Source organism: Cryobacterium sp. TMT1-2-1 (assembly GCF_004403955.1).
Classification (GTDB): Bacteria; Actinomycetota; Actinomycetes; order Actinomycetales; family Microbacteriaceae; genus Cryobacterium; species Cryobacterium psychrotolerans.
Genome location: NZ_SOHC01000005.1, coordinates 1 through 20,344 on the forward strand (window position 1 = coordinate 1; position 20,344 = coordinate 20,344).

At 70.0% G+C, this 20,344-nt stretch carries 16 protein-coding genes; 6 read left to right on the forward strand and 10 right to left on the reverse strand.

Going from position 1 to position 20,344, the window contains the following annotated elements:
- The 4 genes from E3T33_RS00730 to E3T33_RS00750 form a co-directional block, all read right to left on the reverse strand.
- A partial coding sequence (locus E3T33_RS00730; RefSeq protein WP_134574536.1) for an NAD(P)/FAD-dependent oxidoreductase occupies nt 1-666 on the reverse strand: 666 nt, incomplete at its 3' end.
- On the reverse strand, nt 659-1,537 hold the full coding sequence (locus E3T33_RS00735; protein ID WP_092321062.1) for a class I SAM-dependent methyltransferase: 879 nt from the start codon (nt 1,535-1,537) through the stop codon (nt 659-661). The genes E3T33_RS00735 and E3T33_RS00730, both read right to left, overlap by 8 nt.
- A gap of 3 nt (nt 1,538-1,540) precedes the next feature.
- Nucleotides 1,541-2,848 carry a type III polyketide synthase gene (locus E3T33_RS15475; RefSeq protein WP_241982780.1) on the reverse strand — a complete coding sequence of 436 codons (1,308 nt, stop codon included), beginning with the start codon at nt 2,846-2,848 and terminating at the stop codon, nt 1,541-1,543.
- 115 nt (nt 2,849-2,963) lie between these two features.
- Entirely contained in the window at nt 2,964-3,785 is an 822-nt protein-coding gene (locus E3T33_RS00750; RefSeq protein WP_166784350.1) for a phosphatase PAP2 family protein, read from the reverse strand.
- A gap of 384 nt (nt 3,786-4,169) precedes the next feature.
- On the opposite strand from E3T33_RS00750, the gene E3T33_RS00755 reads away from it, so the two are divergent.
- The 3 genes from E3T33_RS00755 (at nt 4,170) to E3T33_RS00765 (ending at nt 6,447) form a co-directional block, all read left to right on the forward strand.
- Complete coding sequence (locus E3T33_RS00755) at nt 4,170-4,712, forward strand: OsmC family protein (protein ID WP_092321060.1); 543 nt, start codon at nt 4,170-4,172, stop codon at nt 4,710-4,712.
- 84 nt (nt 4,713-4,796) lie between these two features.
- Nucleotides 4,797-5,117 (forward strand): hypothetical protein, encoded by a 321-nt coding sequence (locus tag E3T33_RS00760; protein ID WP_092321059.1) that lies wholly within the window; start codon nt 4,797-4,799, stop codon nt 5,115-5,117.
- A 391-nt stretch (nt 5,118-5,508) separates the two neighbouring features.
- Nucleotides 5,509-6,447, forward strand: a complete 939-nt coding sequence (locus tag E3T33_RS00765; RefSeq protein ID WP_241982778.1) for a phosphodiesterase — start codon at nt 5,509-5,511, stop codon at nt 6,445-6,447.
- Here E3T33_RS00765 and E3T33_RS00770 read toward each other — a convergent pair.
- The 4 genes from E3T33_RS00770 to E3T33_RS00785 form a co-directional block, all read right to left on the reverse strand.
- On the reverse strand, nt 6,377-8,077 hold the full coding sequence (locus E3T33_RS00770; RefSeq protein WP_134574538.1) for a stealth family protein: 1,701 nt from the start codon (nt 8,075-8,077) through the stop codon (nt 6,377-6,379). The genes E3T33_RS00765 and E3T33_RS00770 overlap by 71 nt on opposite strands.
- A gap of 314 nt (nt 8,078-8,391) precedes the next feature.
- Nucleotides 8,392-8,817, reverse strand: a complete 426-nt coding sequence (locus E3T33_RS00775) for a DUF1761 domain-containing protein (protein ID WP_092321056.1) — start codon at nt 8,815-8,817, stop codon at nt 8,392-8,394.
- Between the two features lie 95 nt (nt 8,818-8,912).
- Nucleotides 8,913-9,323, reverse strand: a complete 411-nt coding sequence (locus tag E3T33_RS00780; protein WP_092321055.1) for a DUF488 family protein — start codon at nt 9,321-9,323, stop codon at nt 8,913-8,915.
- On the reverse strand, nt 9,320-11,290 hold the full coding sequence (locus tag E3T33_RS00785; protein WP_134574539.1) for a DUF255 domain-containing protein: 1,971 nt from the start codon (nt 11,288-11,290) through the stop codon (nt 9,320-9,322). The genes E3T33_RS00780 and E3T33_RS00785 overlap by 4 nt, the downstream gene beginning before the upstream one ends.
- A 103-nt stretch (nt 11,291-11,393) precedes the next feature.
- Here E3T33_RS00785 and E3T33_RS00790 point away from each other — a divergent pair, with 103 nt between their 5' ends.
- Entirely contained in the window at nt 11,394-12,569 is a 1,176-nt protein-coding gene (locus E3T33_RS00790; protein ID WP_134574540.1) for a hypothetical protein, read from the forward strand.
- 46 nt (nt 12,570-12,615) lie between these two features.
- Here E3T33_RS00790 and E3T33_RS00795 read toward each other — a convergent pair whose 3' ends face one another.
- Nucleotides 12,616-13,449 carry an aldo/keto reductase gene (locus tag E3T33_RS00795; protein ID WP_092321052.1) on the reverse strand — a complete coding sequence of 278 codons (834 nt, stop codon included), beginning with the start codon at nt 13,447-13,449 and terminating at the stop codon, nt 12,616-12,618.
- Nucleotides 13,450-13,597: 148 nt separating this feature from the next.
- Between E3T33_RS00795 and hrpA the strand changes: the two genes are divergently transcribed.
- Both hrpA and E3T33_RS00805 read left to right on the forward strand, forming a co-directional pair.
- Nucleotides 13,598-17,557: an ATP-dependent RNA helicase HrpA gene (gene hrpA, locus E3T33_RS00800; RefSeq protein ID WP_134574541.1), complete on the forward strand. Its 3,960-nt coding sequence runs from the start codon at nt 13,598-13,600 to the stop codon at nt 17,555-17,557.
- A gap of 236 nt (nt 17,558-17,793) precedes the next feature.
- Complete coding sequence (locus tag E3T33_RS00805) at nt 17,794-19,434, forward strand: glycoside hydrolase domain-containing protein (protein WP_134574542.1); 1,641 nt, start codon at nt 17,794-17,796, stop codon at nt 19,432-19,434.
- Nucleotides 19,435-19,553: 119 nt separating this feature from the next.
- Here E3T33_RS00805 and E3T33_RS00810 read toward each other — a convergent pair whose 3' ends face one another.
- A complete protein-coding gene (locus E3T33_RS00810) occupies nt 19,554-20,306 on the reverse strand; it encodes an amino acid ABC transporter ATP-binding protein (RefSeq protein ID WP_134574557.1) in 753 nt (250 codons plus the stop codon).
- Nucleotides 20,307-20,344: the final 38 nt, after the last annotated feature.

Sequence of the window (20,344 nt, forward strand, 5' to 3'; positions counted from 1 at the left end):
CGAGCCGGCCTCGCCCGAAGAACCCGCGCCGCCCGAGGCTGCACCGGCGGCGCCCTCGCCGCGCACACCCGCGTTGCCCGCGCCCGCGCCGCCCTCGCCGGGTTCGGCGGGTTCGGCGAAGTCACCCATCAGGTAGGTTTCGCCGCCGCCGTGCGAGGTCCAGCCGATGTGGAGTGCGTCCCGCACGACGCTCCGTGCGCCGTCGGCGCCGACCACGTATCGGGCGCAGACCGAGCCCCGACCCCGTGCCGTGACCTCAACGTGGTCTCCGACGTCGCGCACCCCCAGCACTGTGACGCCGGGGCGCAGCCCGCCGGGCCGAAGCTGCTCGAACCTGGCGCGGAGCAGGGCCTCGGTCTCATACTGGGGAAGGGCGACGACGAACGGATACCGCGCCGCGGCCTCCGCGAAGGAGAGCCGTCCGAGCGTGCGCCCGTCGCAGCTCACGACGCCGCCGCGGATCCGCACGGCCCGCGCGATCAGGTCGTCGGCGACGCCGATCTGCTCCAGCGCCCCGAGCGACGGCGGGTGGATGCCGATCGCCCGCGAGCGCATCGACGGCTGCCGGCGCTGCTCCAGCACCTCGACGTCGACCCCGCGCACCGCGAGCAGACAGCCGAGCAGGATGCCGACGGGCCCCCCGCCGACGATGACGACGTCACGCATGCGCGGGCCCCGACCCTGTCGCCGAGCTTGAGCGTTCCGGTCGAGTTTGCCCGGCGCGCCCGTCAATCTCGACCGGAACCGTCGAACTCGATGACTGCGACCCCGATCCCGCACGCGAACCCGACGCGCCGGACGAGCGCGACACCGGCGCCTCCCAGTGCAGCACAAGCCGCGACGGGAGTTCCCGCGTCACCCGCCACCCGGCGGGGAGCACGCTCCGCAGCTCCGCGGCCGTGAAGCTGCGACGGATCGAGGTGAGCCCGTCGGCGCGAATGAACGAGCCGCGGAAGAACGGCCAGGTCGCCAGCCCGAAGCCGAGGTAGGCCGATCGGCTCCGCTCGATGTCGCTGTGCAGCACCCGCCCGGCGCACAGCCGCTCGGAGTCGACCAGCAGCCCGCCGAGCTCCGCCGCGCCCAGGTGGTGCAGCACATGGTTGGACACCACGAAGTCGAAACGGGCCCCCTCTGCGACCAGCTCGGAGCTCAGCGCCCGCCGGAACGACAGCCCGGGCAGCGGCGGGCGGGCGGTCGCGTACGCGTGGGCGCGGGCATCCGGGTCGATCGCGGTGACCCGCAACTGCAGCCCGTCGCGCGCGGCCCACCGGGCGAGCGCCCGCGCCACGTCCCCGCCGCCGGAGCCGATGTCGAGCAGAGTTCGCGGACGGGTGCGGGACAACGCCGGGCGGATGTCGCGCCGGTACATTCCCCGCCAGCCCGACACGAACGCGTTCACGATCCGGAAGTCGGCGTAGGTGCGGGCGAGCCGTTCGGGGTCGCACCCGGGGTCGTCCATGATTTCGACGGCGTCGCTCGCGCGCACGCGCAGCGAGCGCGCACGCCGCGCGGGCACGTGCGGCGCGGACAGGCCCATGCCCTAGCCGACGGCGACGGTCATCAGGCCGGACTCGACGGTCAGCCCCGGCCCGAAGGCCATGGCACAGACACGCTGTCCGTCCTCGGTCGTCGGGGCGTCCATGATGGCCTTCATCACGAAGAGGATCGTGGTGCTGCTCATGTTTCCGTACTGGCGCAGGGTCTCCCGCGACGGCACGAGCTGGGCTTCGGTGAGCCCCAGCTTGGCCTCTGTCTTGTCCAGGATGCTTCGCCCGCCCGGGTGGATCGCCCAATGCGCGATGGCCGTGCTGAGGGTGTCCGCCGGCGCACCCGCGCCCGGCCCCGCGCCCGGGCCTGACCCCGCGCCCACCGCCGCAGCCCCGGCACCGGCCCCGGCACCCGACGAGACCAGCGACTCGGCGAGCACCTGGGAGAGCACGTCGGCCAGGACCTCGATCTCCGCGGCCTCTTCCGCCTCCTCGACCGGCAGCAGTCCGGCCAGGGTCTCGTCACCGTCGAACAGCGGCGCGAGCGCGCCCTCGATGTGCTCGTCGATGATGTGCGGCACATAGGAGCTGAGCACCATCTCAAAGCCCTCGTCGCCGATCTTCCAGGCCATGTCCCCTTCGCCGACCGGGGTGATCACGGTTTCGAAGCGGTCGAGGTTCAGCGCGACCTCGCCCGGCGCCAGGGCGCGGCTGCTCACGATGCCGGCGGCGGCGCCATCCGCGAACAGGGAGGAGGCCACGATCGTGTCCGGGTCGTTGGAGCTGCGCAGGTGCAGCGAGCACAGCTCGGCGCTGACCACGAGCACGACGGCGTCGGGGTCGGCCAGGACGAACTGTTTGGCGGTGCGGAGCGCCGGCATCGAGGCGTAGCAGCCCATGAAGCCGAGGTGGTAGCGCTGCGTGGCGGGGCTGAGGCCGAGCTCCCGCACGAGCATGTAGTCAGGACCCGGCGCGTAGAAACCCGTGCAGGACACGGTGACGACGTGCGTGACATCCGCGGCCTCGATACCCGGGCAGGCGTCGACGGCGCGTCGGCCTGCCTCGACGAAGAGCTTCGTGGCCTCGGTGATGTACAGCTCGTTGCGCACCTTCGTGCTCGGCACCAGCAGCCGCTGGGTCACCGAGTCGAAGAACCGCGGATCGGCCGCGTCCCCGTCGAGGGTCAGCTCCTCGATCACGGTGTGCCGTTTCTCGATTCCCGACAGGTTGAAGGATGTCGACACCAGCCGCTGGGCGAGACGGCTGAGGTCGGGCTGGGCTGCGAAGACATCCCGCACCTCGTCCTGGATCAGGATGGTCGGCGGGACAACGGTCTGGATCGCTCTGAGCGTGACGGCCATGCCCCAGTGTGACACGCACCCGCCCCACGGGCCAGTTTCGGGTTGAGTTGCGGAAAAAGTACCGTCAATCTCACGTCGAAGGTGCTTTGTCCGCATCTCAACGGGAGGTGGCCGGTCAGGGCAGCGGGTCGAAGAGGCGGGTGGCCGTGAGCGCGATAAGGAAGCCGGAGGCGGCGATCGCCGTGAGGCCGCCGATGTAGGCGATCAGGGCACCGGATGCCCCGCCGGACGTATCGAGGAGGGTGACGACCAGCGCCGCCCCCGAGATCACCGCGAAGGGAATCGCGATCCACCACTGCCGGCTCGGGGAGTCGTGCGGCGGCAGGTCTGCAACCGCGCGGCTGAACGAGAGAACGGCCCCGCCCACGCACCCCCAGAAAGCGACCACGAGCAGCGCGGCGATCACGTCGCTGGGGCGGTGCCACTGGTCGGCCAGGGTAGACAGACCCGCGAGCACGGCGAAGACGGTGCCCCAGACGCCCACCCGCGAGCGTGTCCGGGGGCTGGCCACCAGGAATAGCGCCAGGGCGGATGCCGCGGCGACGGTCGTATGCCCGGAGGGGAATGAATTGCCGGCGTACCCCTCGACGCCGAGGTCGGGACGCGACAGGATGCCGTACTTGAGCAACTGCGTCGTCGCGATCGCGGCGGCGGCAACACCGACCGCCACGACGAACGTCTTCAGGTGGCGACGGATCAACGCGACGATGATCGTCAGCAACAGTCCGACCACGGCCGAGGCGATCGGCAGCCAGTCGAGGATTCCCTGCGTGAACGGGGTCACGCTCCGACGCCCGAATTCCGCGCCATCGTAGGCGAGCTGGTCGACCGCCTGCCCGGTGTGCGTCTGCACGAAGAACAGGTAGAGCAGCACGAACACGGCGGTCGACAGAAGCGCTCCGCCGAAGAAACGGACGGGGTTGGATCGGGTGCGCACGGTCCACCTTTGCACAGCCAGGCCGGTTCCTCCTGAATCCGCCGCGGCTCGGGCACGTAGCGAGGGACCCCGGCAACTGAAACAGCCTCCGGGGTCCCTCTGATCTGACTTGCGTCCGATGTCCAACACAAGCTACGCCGATCCTCAGCCGGCGCAAGGGTGCCGGCGCACGGGCGCCTGCGCACGGGCGCCGGAGGGGGCGCGCAGGGAGCCGGGGGCGGGGGGCCGGTTACGCCGCGTGACCCGCAGCGTTACGCCGTGTGACCCGCAGCGTTACGGCGTGTGACCCGCAGCGTTACGGCGTGTGAACGCGGGGCGGGGCGGAGGCCGCAATGGTTCGTACTCTGAAGTTCCCGCCCCACACTCTCCAGGAAGAAGCCTCCCGTGATTATCGAATCCTCCCGTTCCATTTCCGCCGACGAGCGCGCCGCTCGCCTTGTCTCCGCCGGCACCGCCTGGGCGGACCGGATCGGCGCCGACGCCCGGAGCGCCCAGCTCTCCTACACGGTCAAGGGAGAAGGCGAAGGTTCCGTTGCCAGCCGGATCACCGCCGGCCGGCAGGTCTTCTTCGTCGACGAGCCTGCCGCCCTGGCCGGCGACGATATCGCTGCCAGCCCCGTGGAGTACGCGCTGGGCGCACTCATCTCGTGCCAGATCGTGGTGTACCGCCTGTACGCGCAGAACCTCGGCATCCGCGTGGACTCCATCTCGGCCACGGCCGAGGGTGACCTCGACGCGCATGGCCTGTTCGGCCTCGACGACGCCGTGCGTCCCGGATTCTCCGCCGTGCGCCTCGATGTGCGGGTGACCGGCCCGGAGTCGGACGAGCGCTACGCGGAGCTGCACTCCGCAGTGGACGCGCACTGCCCCGTGCTCGACATCTTCACGAACCCGACGCCGGTGACGGTCTCGCTCACCGCAAACTAGCCGGGGCGAGGAGTCCTCTCGTTTCACCGTTCGCGGTCAGCGATCACCGCTTGATTTCACCGCAGGGCGGCGTACCGTGAAAGCATGTTCCCGTGGCGACGCGACCGGAGGACCGGCAGCGAAGACTCAACCAGCGCTGACACCAGCGCTGACAAGCGCAGCGCTGGTGTCAGCGCCGATTCAACCGGCGCAGGCGCAGCCCGCGCAGAGCCCGGCAAGAACTCGTTCCGGAAGAAGTCGCCGAAGCCCGGCGCGGAGAGTTACGGGTTCACCGGGCTCGAGGGCGACTTCGAGGCGGAACGTCGGCGCGCCGCCGAGGCGACGCACGAGCCAGCCGAGCCCTACGAGGGTGAAGACGGCAGGCATCCGCTGCCGGGCACGGCCGGCGGGCTGACCCACCCGTAGCAAACCGTGGCGAGCAACCGTCACGTCCTGAAACGATGAGCGGGGCCGGTGAGCGCTTCGGCCATGCCGCGCAAGATCCAGGTGCAGAGCTCGAACGAAGACCGGCTGACCGCGAAAGAGGGAGGCGAGCGCCAGACCAGCGGCTCGTAGTACGAACGCCGGTCCAGCAGGCCACACGGGGTCCGGGGAGCACTCCGGGCCCCCTGTTTTCGCGCCGGAATCACGGGGATCTCCGCGCCGGAATCACGCGCCGGATCCGTCGCCGCATCTTTTCTGTCCTCTCTTCTGGGGGCGCGCCGGTTACCTCCTGTTCATGTTCTTCTGCTCCAATAGAGGCAGTACCGTTAGTGCGCCGTCGCAGAGTGCGTACTTCCGAACGAATGGAAGCTCAGTGAACATTCGAACGGCCGAGCACCCCAGGCCGGAACATTTCCTGCTCCACCTCAGCGACACGCACCTGCTCGCCGGAGGCAATCGCCTCTACGGCAGCGTGGACAGTGCGGCGCACCTCGCCCGGCTCTTCGACGACGTTGAGGCATCCGGCGGTCGACCTGAGGCGATCGTCGTCACCGGCGACCTGGCCGACAAGGGCGAGCCGGATGCCTACGATCGGCTGCGTCGAATCGTCGAGCCCGCGGCGGAACGCCTGGGCTCACAGGTCATCTGGGTGATGGGCAACCACGACGACCGTGCGTCGTTCCGAGCCAACCTGCTCGACGAGCTACCCACGTCGAATCCGATCAATCGCGTGCACAATGTGAACGGACTGCGCGTGATCACCCTGGACACCTCGGTGCCCGGTCATCACCACGGGGAGATCTCTGCGGAGAGCCTCGGCTGGCTGGCGACACAACTCCGCATGCCCGCGCCCGACGGCACGATCCTCGCCATGCACCACCCGCCGGTGCCGAGCATGCTCGACCTTGCGGCGACGGTGGAGTTGCGCGATCAAAGCGCCCTGGCCAGGGTTGTGCGCGGCTCGGATGTTCGCAGCATCATCGCCGGACACCTGCACTATTCGTCAACCGCGACCTTCGCCGGCATTCCGGTGTCGGTCGCGTCGGCCACCTGCTACACGCAGGACCTCAACGTGCCCGTCGGCGGCACCCGGGGCCGCGACGGCGCCCGCGCGTTCAACCTCGTGCACGTGTATCAGGACACGGTGCTGCACTCGGTCGTGCCGCTCGGCAGCTACCCCACGCTGGACTACATCGATGCCGCCGAGAGTGCCCGGCGGCTCGCCGCCTCCAACGTGACGTTCACTCCCGCGGGTACTCTGCCAGTGTTCCGTGAACCGCCGATGACCACACCGATCCCGGTCCTGCGATAACGGATTCGCCGCTCACCCGGCTTTCGTTCTCCCAGGGGGCCGCGATCGGGAAGTACAGTTCAAGGAACCCGGTCACCGCTGCCACGCGCACCTCGTCCGAGATTTCCGGGAAGCTTCCGTCGTTCAGGCAGAACATGTCGTGGTCGCGGCGTTTGCGCAGGCGGTTCATCTGGCGGAGCGCCACCCGCAGGGTCGTCTCCACGTAGAGGGACTTCGCCTGCGTCTGGGCGACCGCGCGACCGGTCATCAGCGCGTAGTAGTGGTACAGCGAGTTGGTGACCGAGATGTCCGTCGCCGAGCGGAACCGGCTCGCGGCCGTGCGGGCGAAGTCCTCTGGGAACTCGGCCTCGAGCTGGCGCATGACGCTCTTCCGCATGGGGGCCGCTGTGTGCTCGAGGTGGCGGGTGGTGACCTTGCCGAAACGCTCGTGCAACAGGGCGCGGTTGACGCGCGCCGCATTCTCGAATCCGCTGCGGGTCGGGTCGTTCTCGCCCAGCCCGATCCGGGTCGACGCCTCGATGAACTTGGTCACGCCGCCCGGGGAGAAGAAGAGCTCCGGCCCGACCGGACGACCGAAGAACATGTCGTCGTTCGAGTAGAGGAAGTGCTCGGCCAGGCCCGGGATGCGGTGCAGCTGGCTCTCGACCGCGTGCGAGTTGTGTGTGGGCAGCACGCTCGGGTCGGGGAAGAAGTCCTCGCTGCGCATGAGCGTGACCTTCGGGTGGTCGGCCAGCCACTCGGGTGCGGGCGAATCAGTGGCGATGAAGATGCGCCGCACCCAGGGGGCGAACAGGTAGACGCTGCGCAGCGCGTACTTGAGCTCGTCGATCTGGCGGAAGCGGGCGTCGGACTCGTCGCCCTCGCCCACGACGTAGGCCTTCATCCGCTTGGCGCGTTCGCGCTGGAAGTCCGTCGACGAGCCGTCGACCCAGGAGAAGACCATGTCGATGTCGAAGCTGATGTCGCTGGCGAGGTCGTCGAACATGTTCTGCAGCGTGCGCCAGCTTCGGCCGTAGAGCTCGATCGTGGTTTCGCGTGCCTCTGAGCGCGGCATCCGGGTGCGCATGAGCTGGTTCTCGACCGGGGCGACGATCTCGTCGTCGCCGAAGCGCCACATTTCCAGCTGGAACGCGGTCTGCGAGCCGTAGCGGAGGCGGCCGATCGGTTCGATCCGCGGGCGGTACACGCGGAAAACGGAGGACTTGCGCAGCGACGAGAGGGTGCCGTCGGCCAGCAGAAGCGGCTCGGTCCGGGCGCCGTCCAGCGGCTTGGCGTAGAAAGGCTCGTTGGCGAACGCCGAGGCGAGCACCCGGGTGAGCGCCTTGCGGCTCTTGCGGTCGACCGCGATGACCGGGCGGCCGCCATCGCCGCGCACGAGCAGGAAGTCGATGCCGGCGGCCTCGAGCGCGTCGCGCACCGCGAGCAGGTCCTTGACCATGGACTCCTGGGGCGTGAAGTTGCCGTTGATGAGCGCGATTTCGCCCTTGCGCACGACGAGGTCGTCGCGATCGAAACGGCGGGTTCTGGCGTCCGGCGTGATCAGCACCAGTTCGGGTTCGGTGCTCAGGGAGAGGGTCGGCGGCGTCGGGGCATCCGCGCTCGGTGTGTCTGATCGATCGAATGTCGCCATGGTCCTCCTCAGGGGGTGGGAACACTCGTTCACGAGGCAACCACACGCTATGCCAAGGGGAGTGCGTCCGGTATCACCGAAGCGCTGCGCTGAAGTCCGAAACCGAGAGCGAAGCAGCCGGCGGAACGCGGTGGCGCTTCTTCCAGTGTACGCTGCCGCGGCCTGGGCCGAGATTGCGTGCTGCGCTGGCGCCTGGGTTGAGTTGCGGAGAACGCACCTTCGTTCGGAGATTGAAGGTACCTTTTCCGCAACTCAACGTGGCTGCTGGGCTGCAGTGCGCTCAGCTGCAGGGCGCTCGACTGGAGGGCGCTGGCCTAGAGTGCGCTGATCCCGAACAGGCCGATGATCAGGGCCATAACCACCAGGGTGACCAGCTCGTGGGCGATGTTGAGCACGGTCAGGCCCCACGGTCGGCGATCGAATGCGTCGTGGGTGACCATGCGCGCCGCGGTGAAGCCGGCCCAGAGGATGATCGCGGTCAGGACCGTGTTGGCGAGGAAGCTGCCCCCGTAGAAATTCTGCACGATCGCGGCGCTTCCGGCCAGCACCCACGCGGTGATAAAGCTGACAATGACCGTGACGATGATCGGCGCGGCCGCTCCCCCCATGGTTTCCGAGGTGTGGCCGACGGCCTTCATCCAGTACGTGCCGAACACCCGTCGCGCATACCAGATCGTGCCGACGACCATGCTGGAGGCGGTGGCGAGCAGCACAGCCCAGATGTTGACTTCGGGAATCATGGTGGAGTCCTCTCAGCAGCGGCGCCGCCCCGGAATCGCAGCGGATGCCCCGATGCTAGCGCCCGGGGGCGGCGACGGGCCTGATTTCCGGGGCGTCAGTCCTGTGCCGGAGCCTCAGCGGGTTCGGCCAGGTCCGCGCCGAGGTACTCGGCCAGCACGCGGGCGTGGTTGTCGCGCCGCTCCCGGGCGCCGTAGAGCAGGGTGACGCGCACGGGCGCACGCTCCGCGGCGAGCGCCCGCAACTCGGCCACGGCCTGCACGCTCGCCGGGTTCCCGTCGAGTTCGGCCCGGTACCGGAGCGCGAACTCGTCGAAGCCTCCCCCGTTGTGGAACCAGCGGCGCAGCTCCGTCGACGGGGCAATCTCCTTGAGCCAGGCGTCGAGCCGGGCGCGCTCGGTAGAGACCCCGCGCGGCCAGAGGCGGTCGACCAGCACGCGGCATCCGTCGTCGTCGGCCGGGTCGTCGTAGATCCGTTTGAGGGCGATGTTCCCGGGTTCGACGCTCATGGCCGGCCTCCCGCCGGGTCCAGGTTTGCCGGATCGGTGACCGGCAGTCGGCAGACGAAGTCGCGGCAGAGGTAGGCGGTCGGCGCTCCGGCGCGGGCGGTGCGCTCCGCGAAGAGTTCGAATCCCGAGGCGGCGAAGGCGGAGGCCTGGGCCTCTGTGACGGATGCGACGAGTCCACTCCCCCGCCGGCGAACGGCGGCGAGGAGGCCGGCCGGGTCCTCCGGCTCGCGGCCGGGCGCCGCGGCGGGCGTGACGACGACGAGCTGCTCGACCGGCGCAGCCAACTGCGCGATGAGCCGAAGCGCTGCCCCGAACGCGAGCGGGCGGGCCGGGGCCAGCGCGGTGAGTGTTCCCATCGCGTGCTCCGCGGTCGCGCGGTAGCGACGCTCCGCAGTGAGCAGGTAGAGCAGCTCCGCGGCGTCCGCGGTGGCGCTCAGCCCGGAGGGGTAGGCGCCCTCGGACGGATCGGCATCCAGGGCCAGGCCCTGCGCGGCCAGCACCGGGTCGGGACCGTTCGGGGCGGTGAACGGTTGCGCCAGGGGTGGGACGTCGGCGGGGGCGGGACTGTCGGCCGGGGCGTCGGCGGGGGCGGGACTGTCGGTGGCCGGGATTAGCGTGCTGTCAATGAGCCCGCGCGCCGCAGTGGCGTAGCCGCTCTCCCCCGTCAGCAGGGCGAGGTGAAGGAGTCCGTGTGCGAACATCCCGTAGTCCTCCAGGGTGGCCGGGGCCGTCGAAACCCGGTCGTCAATGGACGCCCGCACGAGGGTTCCGCGATCGTGCGGTCCGCGCTTCGGGAGGTGGTGCTCGAGCAGGAAATCGGCGGCCCGTCGCGCGGCGCCGGTGAACGTGTCGTTGTCGAAAGCGAACCCGGCCAGGGACAGCGCTGCGATGGCGAGCCCGTTCCAGCCCGTGAGGACCTTCGCATCGAGTGCCGGCGGGGTTTCGCCCGCGCGGCCCTCGGCGTCCAGCGCGTAGTAACCTCCCTCGACGCGGTGGCCGTCGACCGTGCTCTCGGAGTCCTGGGCGCTGGCGAAGCCGCCGCCGGGCAGTTGCATGACGGTGATGAGGAAGTCCGCGACACCCTCCGCGACCGAGCGCGCCCACTGCTCCCCGGTGACTTGCCACGCGCGGGTATACAGCTCGAGGAGCTGGGCGTTGTCGTAGAGCATCCGTTCGTAGTGAGGTTCGCTCCAGTCGCGGTTCACGGCGTAACGGAAGAAGCCCCCTTCGACCGGGTCCCGGAGCGGGGACGCCCCCATTCGTTTGAGAGCGCGCAGGGCCAGGGCCTGGCCGGCAGCAGGCCCGTCGGCAGGCTGGGCCAGCAGGAAGGCGAGCGCCGGCGCCGCCGGGAATTTTGGGGCTCCGCCGAATCCGCCGTGGGTCGTGTCCTCGTAGGCGGCGAGTTCGGCGACCGTGCGTCCGAGCGTGGCCGCGTCGGGCAGCGAACCGCCGCCGCGATGCTGCCGGGTGCCCTCGGTGATTGCCGCCGACAGGAGTGCGGCGCTGGCGGTGACCTCGTCACGCCTGGTGGTCCAGGCCTCCGTCACGGCTTCCAGCACCTGCCGGAACGCGGGCTGGCCGCGCATCGGCCGCGGCGGGAAGTAGGTCCCGGCGTGGAACGCCCGGCCGTCGGGGGTGACGAACACGTTCAAGGGCCAGCCCAGCCCCTCGATGAATGCGCCGGCCGCCGCGAGGTAGCTCGCGTCGACATCCGGATGCTCCTCGCGGTCGACCTTGATGCTGACGAAGTGCTCGTTGAGGTAGGCGGCGAGGTCCGGGTCGCTGAAGCTCTCCCGCGCCATCACGTGGCACCAGTGGCAGGTCGAATAACCGATCGAGACGAGCACCGGCAGATCTCGTGCGCGTGCCTCCGCGAACGCCTCCGCTCCCCAGCCGTGCCAGTCGACCGGGTTGTCCGCGTGCGAACGCAGGTAGGGGCTGATCGCTGTTGCAAGGCGGTTCGGCATGGCTCCATTCTGCTCCGCACCGGTTCGCGGTACCCCTATTGACCGGCGGCCGAGGGGGATATTTTGGCGCCATCGGGCTCAGTTCGAACAAAGAAGCTATGGCGTGACACAGGAAATCCTGGCGCAACGGCTGTGGACCGCTGCGCAGAACGATTCAGGCCTTCTCACCAGGCTACGGAGCGCATACCGCGGCCGGTTCGACGTACGAGATGCCCTCTGGTGGAGGGCCAATCCCCTCGCGCCGACTCCCTCCGGCCGGCCCGATCCGGCGGCCGAACTCTTCGAACTCAAGGCCGCGGTGTACTGCATGCATTCGGTCCCCGAGCCGCTCGTGGAGTTCGTCGACCCGATCACCCTGCGCACCGTGCACGCCACGGAAACCGAGCACCGCCTTCGTCAGCGGATGCGCGAGCAGGCACAGGAGGACGCCGCGCTCGACGCCGCGCTCGCGACAGCGGACCGTTGGGCGGACGCGGCCGACGTGCTCGACGCGCTCGACGGGCCCGCCCAGGCAAGCCCGCCGGCCGCGCTGGGCCGGGCCGACCCTGCCGATGAGGGCCTGGGGACCGAAAACGCCGACGACTCGGGGGCCGGCGGATGGAGGCCGCGGGGATCCGCCTCGCAGGGATCTGTTCCAGGGGGATCTGCCACGACTCGATCGCTCAGGACTCAATTCGGGCTCTACCCGGGCGCCCCCCGGCCCCAGCGCCGCTTCGCCCTGCTCCTGGTCGCCGTCGGCGCGCTCGTCGGCGCGCTCGTCGCCGCGCTGATGGTTCCGGCTCTCGTTGGCCCGGCCGACCTCCCCGAAGCGGCCGCCCCTGCGGCCGACATCGGCTCCGGGCCCGGGGCTCTCGGCGCGGCAGACCCCCAGGCACTCGAGCAGGACTACCTGCGCATTTTCGACGAGCCGGCGGACTTCGCCGACGGGAAGGCGCCGTACCTCGGCGCCGAATTCAGCCACGACTCGATTCGGAGCGTCGGTGCGGCGCCTGCGGGGGCCAGCTTCGGCGTCTACGTCGCCCGGCGCGGAACGGGTCAGTATTGCATCATCGTGCAAAACGCCGACCATACCGGCACGAGCGCCTGCGCCGGCCCGGGAACCCTGGCCAGGACCGGGCTGCGGGTCAACGCTACCGTGCGTGGGACCGTGTCGGTGGGCGGCAATCCGAGCAAGGCGGTGCTGCTCGAACTGTCCGTCGTCTGGGCGCCGGACGGATCGATCACGACGTCGTCGCACCCTCAGGGCGACTCGTGCGTGGCCTCACCAGCCATCTGCTGATCGACGAGCTCGCCCTGCGGCGCATCGCCCCAGCCGCGGCCGAGGGTCAGTTGACCTCGTCCGGATGCGCGCTGACGCGGCCGGCACGTTCGAGGGAGGTGATCGCGGCGAGCTCCGCGGCACTCAACTCGAAGTCGAACACGTCGAAGTTTTCCGCCATCCGCGAGCGCCGGTCCGACTTGGGGAAGACGATGTTGCCCATCTGCAGGTGCCATCGGATGACGACCTGGGCCGAGGTCTTGTCGTGCGCTGCCGCGGCACCGGCCACGGCGGGCTCGTCGAACAGGGGGTACTTGCCCTGGCCGAGCGGGCCCCAGGCCTCGATCTGGATGCCGTTGGCGCGCGCGAACGCGGTGACCTCCGGCTGCTGGTGGGCCGGGTGCAGTTCGATCTGGTTGACCGCGGGCACGACATCCGTCTCGGCCAGCAGGCGCTCGAGGTGCGGCACGAGGAAGTTGGAGACGCCGATCGAGCGGGCGCGGCCGGACTCGCGAATCTGCTCGAGCGCCTTCCAGGCCTCGACGTACTTGTTGTTGGCGGGAGCCGGCCAGTGGATCAGGTAGAGGTCGACGTATTCGAGGCCGAGCTTCTCCAGGCTCTCGTCGAACGCGTCAAATGCCGACTGGGTGCCCTGGCGGTCGTTCCACAGCTTCGTGGTCACGAACAGCTCCGAGCGGTCGATCCCGGAGTTCGCGAGTGCGTCGCCGACGCCGGCCTCGTTGCCGTAGATCGCCGCGGTGTCGATGTGGCGGTAGCCCACCTCGAGGGCATCCGAGACAATCCGGAGCGTCTCGTTCGGGTCGACCTTGAACACGCCGAACCCGAGCTGCGGGATGGTGTGGCCGTCGTTGAGGGTCAGGGTGGGTACCGGATTCGTCATGGGTCCAGCCTAGGGCTGGCGCCGGGGTGAGCGTCGCGCCGGCCACGGCCTCTTCGCGGGTGGCGCCGCGCGCAGCGAGGCCGGAGAAGGGTGCGCCGTGGACCCGCGCCGGGGAACCATCGCGCCCGGGAAGTACGATTGGGGTGCCATGCTCCCCGTTGCCATCACCTTCCCCGCCGAACTGCCGGTCAGCCAGCGACGGGACGACATCGCCGCCGCCATCCGCGACCACCAGGTCGTCATCCTCGCCGGCGCGACGGGCTCGGGGAAGACCACGCAGCTGCCCAAGATCTGCCTGGAGCTCGGCCGGGAGAGCATCGGTCACACCCAGCCGCGCCGCCTCGCCGCCCGCACGATCGCCGAGCGCATCGCAGAGGAACTCGGCCAGGAGGTCGGCCAGACGGTCGGCTACCAGGTGCGCTTCACCGACCGCGTCGGCGCCGACACCCGGATCAAGCTGATGACCGACGGCATCCTGCTGAACGAAATCCACCGCGACCGGATGCTGCGGAAGTACGACACGATCATCATCGACGAGGCGCACGAGCGCAGCCTCAACATCGACTTCCTGCTCGGTTACCTCCGCCAGCTGCTGCCCCGGCGCCCCGACCTCAAGCTCATCATCACCTCGGCGACCATCGACCCGCAGAGCTTCGCGAAGCATTTCGCCTCAGCCGACGGCACCCCGGCGCCGGTGATCGAGGTCTCCGGCCGCACCTACCCGGTCGAGGTCCGCTACCGCGCGCTCGTCGCCGAGGCCATGGACGAGGACGAGACGACGGATGCCGCGCCGGCCGTCGACCGCGACTACATCGAGGGCATCTCCGCCGCGCTCGACGAGCTCGAACGGGAGTCGACCGGCGACGTGCTCGTCTTCCTCAGCGGCGAGACCGAGATCCGGGATGCCGCCGACGCGCTGCAGGGCAAGTTCGCCTCCGGCGGCCGCACCAGCCCGACCGAGATCCTCCCGCTCTACGGCCGGCTCTCCTCCGCCGACCAGCACCGCGTGTTCCAGCCCTCTGCCGTGGCCGGCGTGCGCCGGCGGATCGTGCTCGCCACGAACGTGGCCGAGACCAGCCTCACCGTGCCGGGCATCAAGTACGTGATCGACGCCGGCACCGCCCGGATCAGCCGCTACAGCGTGCGCTCCAAGGTGCAGCGGCTGCCGATCGAGGCGATCTCGCAGGCATCCGCGAACCAGCGATCCGGCCGAAGCGGCCGCACCAGCGACGGCATCGCGATCCGGCTGTACTCCGAGGAGGACTTCACCCGCCGCTCCGAGTACATGGAGCCGGAGATCCTGCGCACGAACCTGGCCGCGGTCATCCTGCAGATGATCTCCCTCGGCCTGGGCGACATCGCCGCGTTCCCCTTCCTTACTCCGCCGGACTCGCGCGGCATCAAGGACGGCCTCGACCTCCTCGCCGAGCTCGGCGCCGTCGCCCCCGGCGCCACCGGGGCCGGCGCAGCGAAACTCACTCGGGTCGGCCAGCAGCTGGCGAAGCTGCCCATCGACCCGCGCTTCGGCCGGATGGTGATCGAGTCGAAGACCCAGGGCACCAGCCGCGAGGTGATGGCAATCGTCGCCGGGCTCACCATCCAGGACCCGCGCGAGCGGCCGCTGGAGCGCCGGGCCCAGGCCGACCAGCAGCACGCCCGCTTCGCCGACCCGACGAGCGACTTCCTCAGCCTGCTCAACCTCTGGAACTACCTCGAGACCCAGCAGAAGGAACTCGGCTCGAGCGCCTTCCGGCGCCTGTGCAAGACCGAGTACCTCAACTACCTGCGCGTGCGGGAGTGGCAGGACGTCTTCCGGCAGCTTCGGCAGCTGGCCAAGCCGCTCGGCCTGCAGATCGGCGAGCCGAGCGCGAACCCCGACGGCATCCACCGGTCGCTGCTGGCCGGCCTCCTGTCGCACATCGGGCTGAAGGACACCGCGAAGAAGGATTACATCGGCGCCCGGCAGCAGCGCTTCGTGCTCTTCCCCGGCTCGGCGCTGGCGAAGAAGCAGCCGAACGCCGTGATGAGCGCCGAGCTGGTCGAGACCAGCCGCCTGTTCGCCCGGATGAACGCCGTCGTCGACCCGGCCTGGGCCGAGGCGCTCGCCGGGGACCTCTGCAAGCGCAGCTACTCCGAACCGCACTGGGAGAAGAAGCAGGGAGCGGCCGTCGTCTACGAGCGGGTCACCCTCTACGGGGTGCCGATCGTGGCCAGGCGGCGCGTGTTGTTCTCCCGGGTCGACCCCGCCTACGCCCGCGAGCTGTTCATCCGGCACGCGCTGGTCGAGGGCGAATGGGATCGGGACCGGGCCGACAACCGCGCAGACAACCCCGTGGAGACCCGCGGCGGCCTGGGCGACAAGGGGCCCAACCGCGGCGGAAACCGGGCCGACGACCGGTCCGGCCGGCCCGCCTCGTCGCGTCCGGGGGCCGGCCCCGGTATGTGGGCGTTCGACCTGGCGAACAAGAAACTGCGCGCCGAACTGGCCGAACTCGAGGAGCGCACCAGGCGCCGCGACATCCTCTTCGACGACGAGGCCATCTTCGAGTTCTACCAGCGGCGCATCCCGGCCGACGTGAATTCCACCCGGTCGTTCGAGGCCTGGTGGCGCACGACAAGGCTCGAGACGCCCGACCTGCTCACGATGACCGCGGACGCCCTGGTCGCCGAGGACACCCCCGAGGTCGACGAGTCGCTGTTCCCACCCACCTGGCAGCAGGGCGACCAGCGATACGCGCTCGGTTACCGGTTCGAACCGGGCGCGGACGACGACGGCGTGACCGTGCGGGTGCCGCTCGCTTTGCTGGCACGGATGTCTCCAGCCGGCTTCGACTGGCAGGTGCCGGGGCTCAGGGCCGAGCTGGTCACGGCGCTGATCAAGTCCCTGCCGAAGGCAATCCGACGCAACGTCGTGCCGGCGGCCGACTGGGCGGTCCGGCTGCTCACCGAAGTGCCGCCGGCGCCGGGAGTGGTGTCGACGGTCTCGACCGGCTCCGCCGTCAGCGAGACCGCGTTCACCGAGACGCTCGCCGCGCTGATCCAGAAGCTCACCTACGTGCCGGTTGCCCGGGCGGACTTCGACCTGAGTCGCGTGCCCGCGCACCTGAGGATGACGTTCTCCGTGGTCGACGAGCGCGGCCGCACGGTCGCCGCCGGCAAGGACCTCGAAGACCTCCAGCGGCGCCTCGGCAGCCGCGTGCGAGAAAGCGTGGCGGCGGCATCCGCGGCCACCCCGAACGCCATTGAGCGCGGCGGCCTGACCACCTGGGACTTCGACGAACTCCCCCGCTTCCTCGACACGAAGCAGGGCGAGAACACGATCCGCGGCTACCCGACCCTGGTCGACGAGGGCACCTCGGTGGCGATCCGGATGATGAGCACCGAGGCCGAGCAGGCCCTCCACCTGCCGACCGGCGTGCGCCGCCTGCTGCTGCTCGCCACCCCGTCTCCGGCGGCGTATGTGCAGCAGCACCTCACCGGCGCGGAGAAGCTCAGCCTGGCCACCAGCCCATATCGCAGCACCGCGGCGCTCTTCGAGGACTGCCTCGCGGCATCCGTCGACGACGTGCTCTTCCGCGTGCGGCCGGGCGGCCAGGTCTTCATGCGGGCCGAGTTCGACAGCATCCGCGACCGCGTCTCGGGGGTCGTGATGGACTCGATGTTCGAAACCGTCGGCCTCGTCGCCCGCGTCCTTGCGGCGAGCCGGGCCGCCGACAAGCTGCTCAAGGCATCCACCAGCATGGCGCTGCTCCCCGCGCTCAGCGACGCCCGCCAGCAGCTCGAGGGCCTCGTCTACCCGGGCTTCGTCAGCGCGACCGGGCTTGCCCAGCTCCGGCACCTGCCGCGCTACCTGGCCGGCATCACCGCCCGGATCACCAAGCTCATCGACAACCCCAGCCGCGACCGGGTCTGGATGAACGAGGTGCAGGCCGCGACGGCCAGGTTCACGGATGCCGGCGGCGCGATCCCCCTGCCTCCCAGCGCGCCGGCCCACCTGGTTCGGGTGCGCTGGATGATTGAGGAGCTGCGGATCAGCCTCTTCGCCCAGGAGCTGAAGGCCGCGGAATCCGTCTCGCTGCAGCGCATCCAAAAGGTACTCGCGGGCTGAGCCGGCCTCCCGCGCTCGCGCCCGCTCACCCGCGTCCCGCCCGCGCTCCCGCGCCCCCGCGCTCGATTGAGTCGCGGACAAAGTACCTTCATTTCGAAATTGAAGGGTGTTTCTCCGCAACTCAGTTGGGTGTCCGCGACTCAGCGCGGGCAGGTCCTCCTTGCCTCCCGCGCGGTGTGGTGCTGCAATGGCCTCATCGCCCCACGCGGGAGTGGGACGCTGGATCGGGGATAGCCATGGACAAGTCATGGCGGGCGCTCGCGGCCGTCGTCGCGGCCACGCTCGCGGCTGCGCTCGCGGCTGCGACACTCATCGGGCCGGCCGCGCAGGCAGTCCAGGGCACCGCACCCCCGGCATCCGCCGCCGCACTCCCGGCCCAGCTCCCGGCCGGGGTCAACGTCCCCGCCCCCGGCACCTACGCCGGACCCGGCTTCGACGCGTGCTCCGCGCCGGCGCCGGATCTCATGGCCGCCTGGCTGACCGCATCCCCCTACCGGGCGGTCGGCATCTACATCGGCGGGGTCAACCGGTTCTGCACCCAGCCGCAGCTCACTCCCGCCTGGGTGAGCGCGCAGCAGGCGGCAGGCTGGCACCTGGTGCCGATCTACCTGGGGCTGCAGCCGTACTGCACGACATCGAACAAGGAGTTCCGGTTCACGGCAGCGAACGCCGCGGCATCCGGCCGGGCCGCCGCCGGCGACGCGGTTGCCCGGGCAAGCGCCCTGGGCCTCGGGCGCGGAAGCGCGATCTTCAACGACATCGAGGCGTACAGCACCACCGATCCGGTCTGCCGCCAGGCGGTGCTCACCTTCCAGAGCGCCTGGACCACCAGGCTGCACGACCTGGGCTACCTCTCCGGCTTCTACAGCAGCCTCTCCTCCGGGGTCGCCGACCAGGTCGCCGTCTACGGCTCGACCGCGTACGTGCGCCCCGATTACCTGTGGTTCGCCCGCTACGACGGCGTCGCCACCGTCGAGAACCCGGCCATTCCCGGCAGCTACTGGCCGCACCGCAGGATCAAGCAGTACCAGAACCCGGCGCTGACCGGCGGCCCGGAAACCTGGGGCGGCAAGACCCTCGAGGTCGACCGCAACCAGCTCGACGTCACCCCGGTGCCCGCGACTGCCTTCGGCGACTTCACCGGCAACGGCTGGTCGGATCTGATCTCCCGCCAGACCGCCACCGGCTACCTGTTCCTCTACCCGGGCAACGGCACCGGGCTCGGCAGCCCGACGCGGATCGGTTCGGGCTGGAACGGCCTGGACTCGATCAGCCGGCTCGGTGACTTCAACCGGGACGGCAAGGAGGATGTCCTGGCGCGCGATCCCGTCACCGGCGCCCTGCTGCTCTACCGCGGCACCGGCTCGGGGTTCGTCTCCCGGCTGACGATCGGATCCGGCTGGAACGGCATGCGCGAAATCACCCCGAGCGGCGACATCAACCTCGACGGCTACCCGGACCTGTTCGCCGTGGCGAAGTCGACGAGATGCCTGTACTACTACCGCGGGCGGGGCACGTCGCTCCTTCCCGGCGTGCGTCTTGGCTGCGGCTGGAACGCCATGAGCGAGCTCGTCGGCCTCGGCGACTTCACCCGCGACGGCCGGATCGACCTGGCCGCGCGGACGACCGCGACCGGCGAGCTCTGGCTCTACCCGGGCACGGCCACGGTCCTGGGCGCGCGCAGCCGCATCGGCACGAGCTGGAACACCATGCGCGACCTGGTCGGCGTGGGCGACTTCGACCGCGACGGCTTCACCGACCTCGTCGCGATCAAGTCCGCCACCGGCGAGTTGTTCCGCTATCCCGGCCGGGGAACCTCGCTCGGCACGGCCCTGCGCATCGGCACAAGCTGGACCGGCATGCGCCCCATCCTCTAGCCCCGCCCCCGGCTCATCCCTTCCGCGAAACCGCAGTTGTGCGCGCTAAAACACCCGAATGACGCGCACAACTGCAGTTTCGCGGGAGGGGGCGGCGGGGATGGAAGGGGGGTTAGGGGTTAGAGGACCTTCGAGAGGAAGGCCTGGGTGCGCCGGTGCTGCGGGTTGGAGAGCACCTCGTCGGGATCGCCGGACTCGACGACCACGCCGCCGTCCATGAACACGAGCGAGTCGGCGACCTCGCGGGCGAAGCCCATTTCGTGCGTGACGACGATCATCGTCATGCCCTCCTTGGCGAGCCCCTTCATCACGTCGAGCACCTCACCGACGAGCTCGGGGTCGAGCGCGCTGGTCGGCTCGTCGAAGAGCATCAGCTTGGGTTCCATCGCGAGCGCCCGGGCGATGGCGACCCGCTGCTGCTGGCCGCCGGACAGGTGCGCGGGATAGTAGTCCGCGCGGTCGGCCAGGCCGACCCTGGCCAGGAGAGCGCGGGCATCCTGCTCGACCCTGGCCTTCGCCACCTTCTTGACCCGCAGCGGCGCCTCCATCACGTTTTCCAGCGCCGTCATGTGCGGGAACAGGTTGAAGCGCTGGAACACCATGCCGATGTCGCGGCGCTGCCTGGCCGCGTCCTTGGGCGCCAGCTCGTAGAGCTTGCCGCCGGTCTCGCGGTAACCGATGAGGTCGCCGTCGACCATCAGGCGGCCCGAATTGACCACCTCGAGGTGGTTGATGCAGCGCAGGAACGTGGACTTGCCCGATCCGCTGGGTCCGACGAGGCACATGACCTCGCCGTGCTTCACCTCGAGCGAAATGCTCTTGAGCACCTCGTTCGACCCGAAGCTCTTCGATACGCGGTCGGCCAGCACCATGGGCGCCCGCGCTGCCGCGCTCGGCGTGGTCGCGTCAC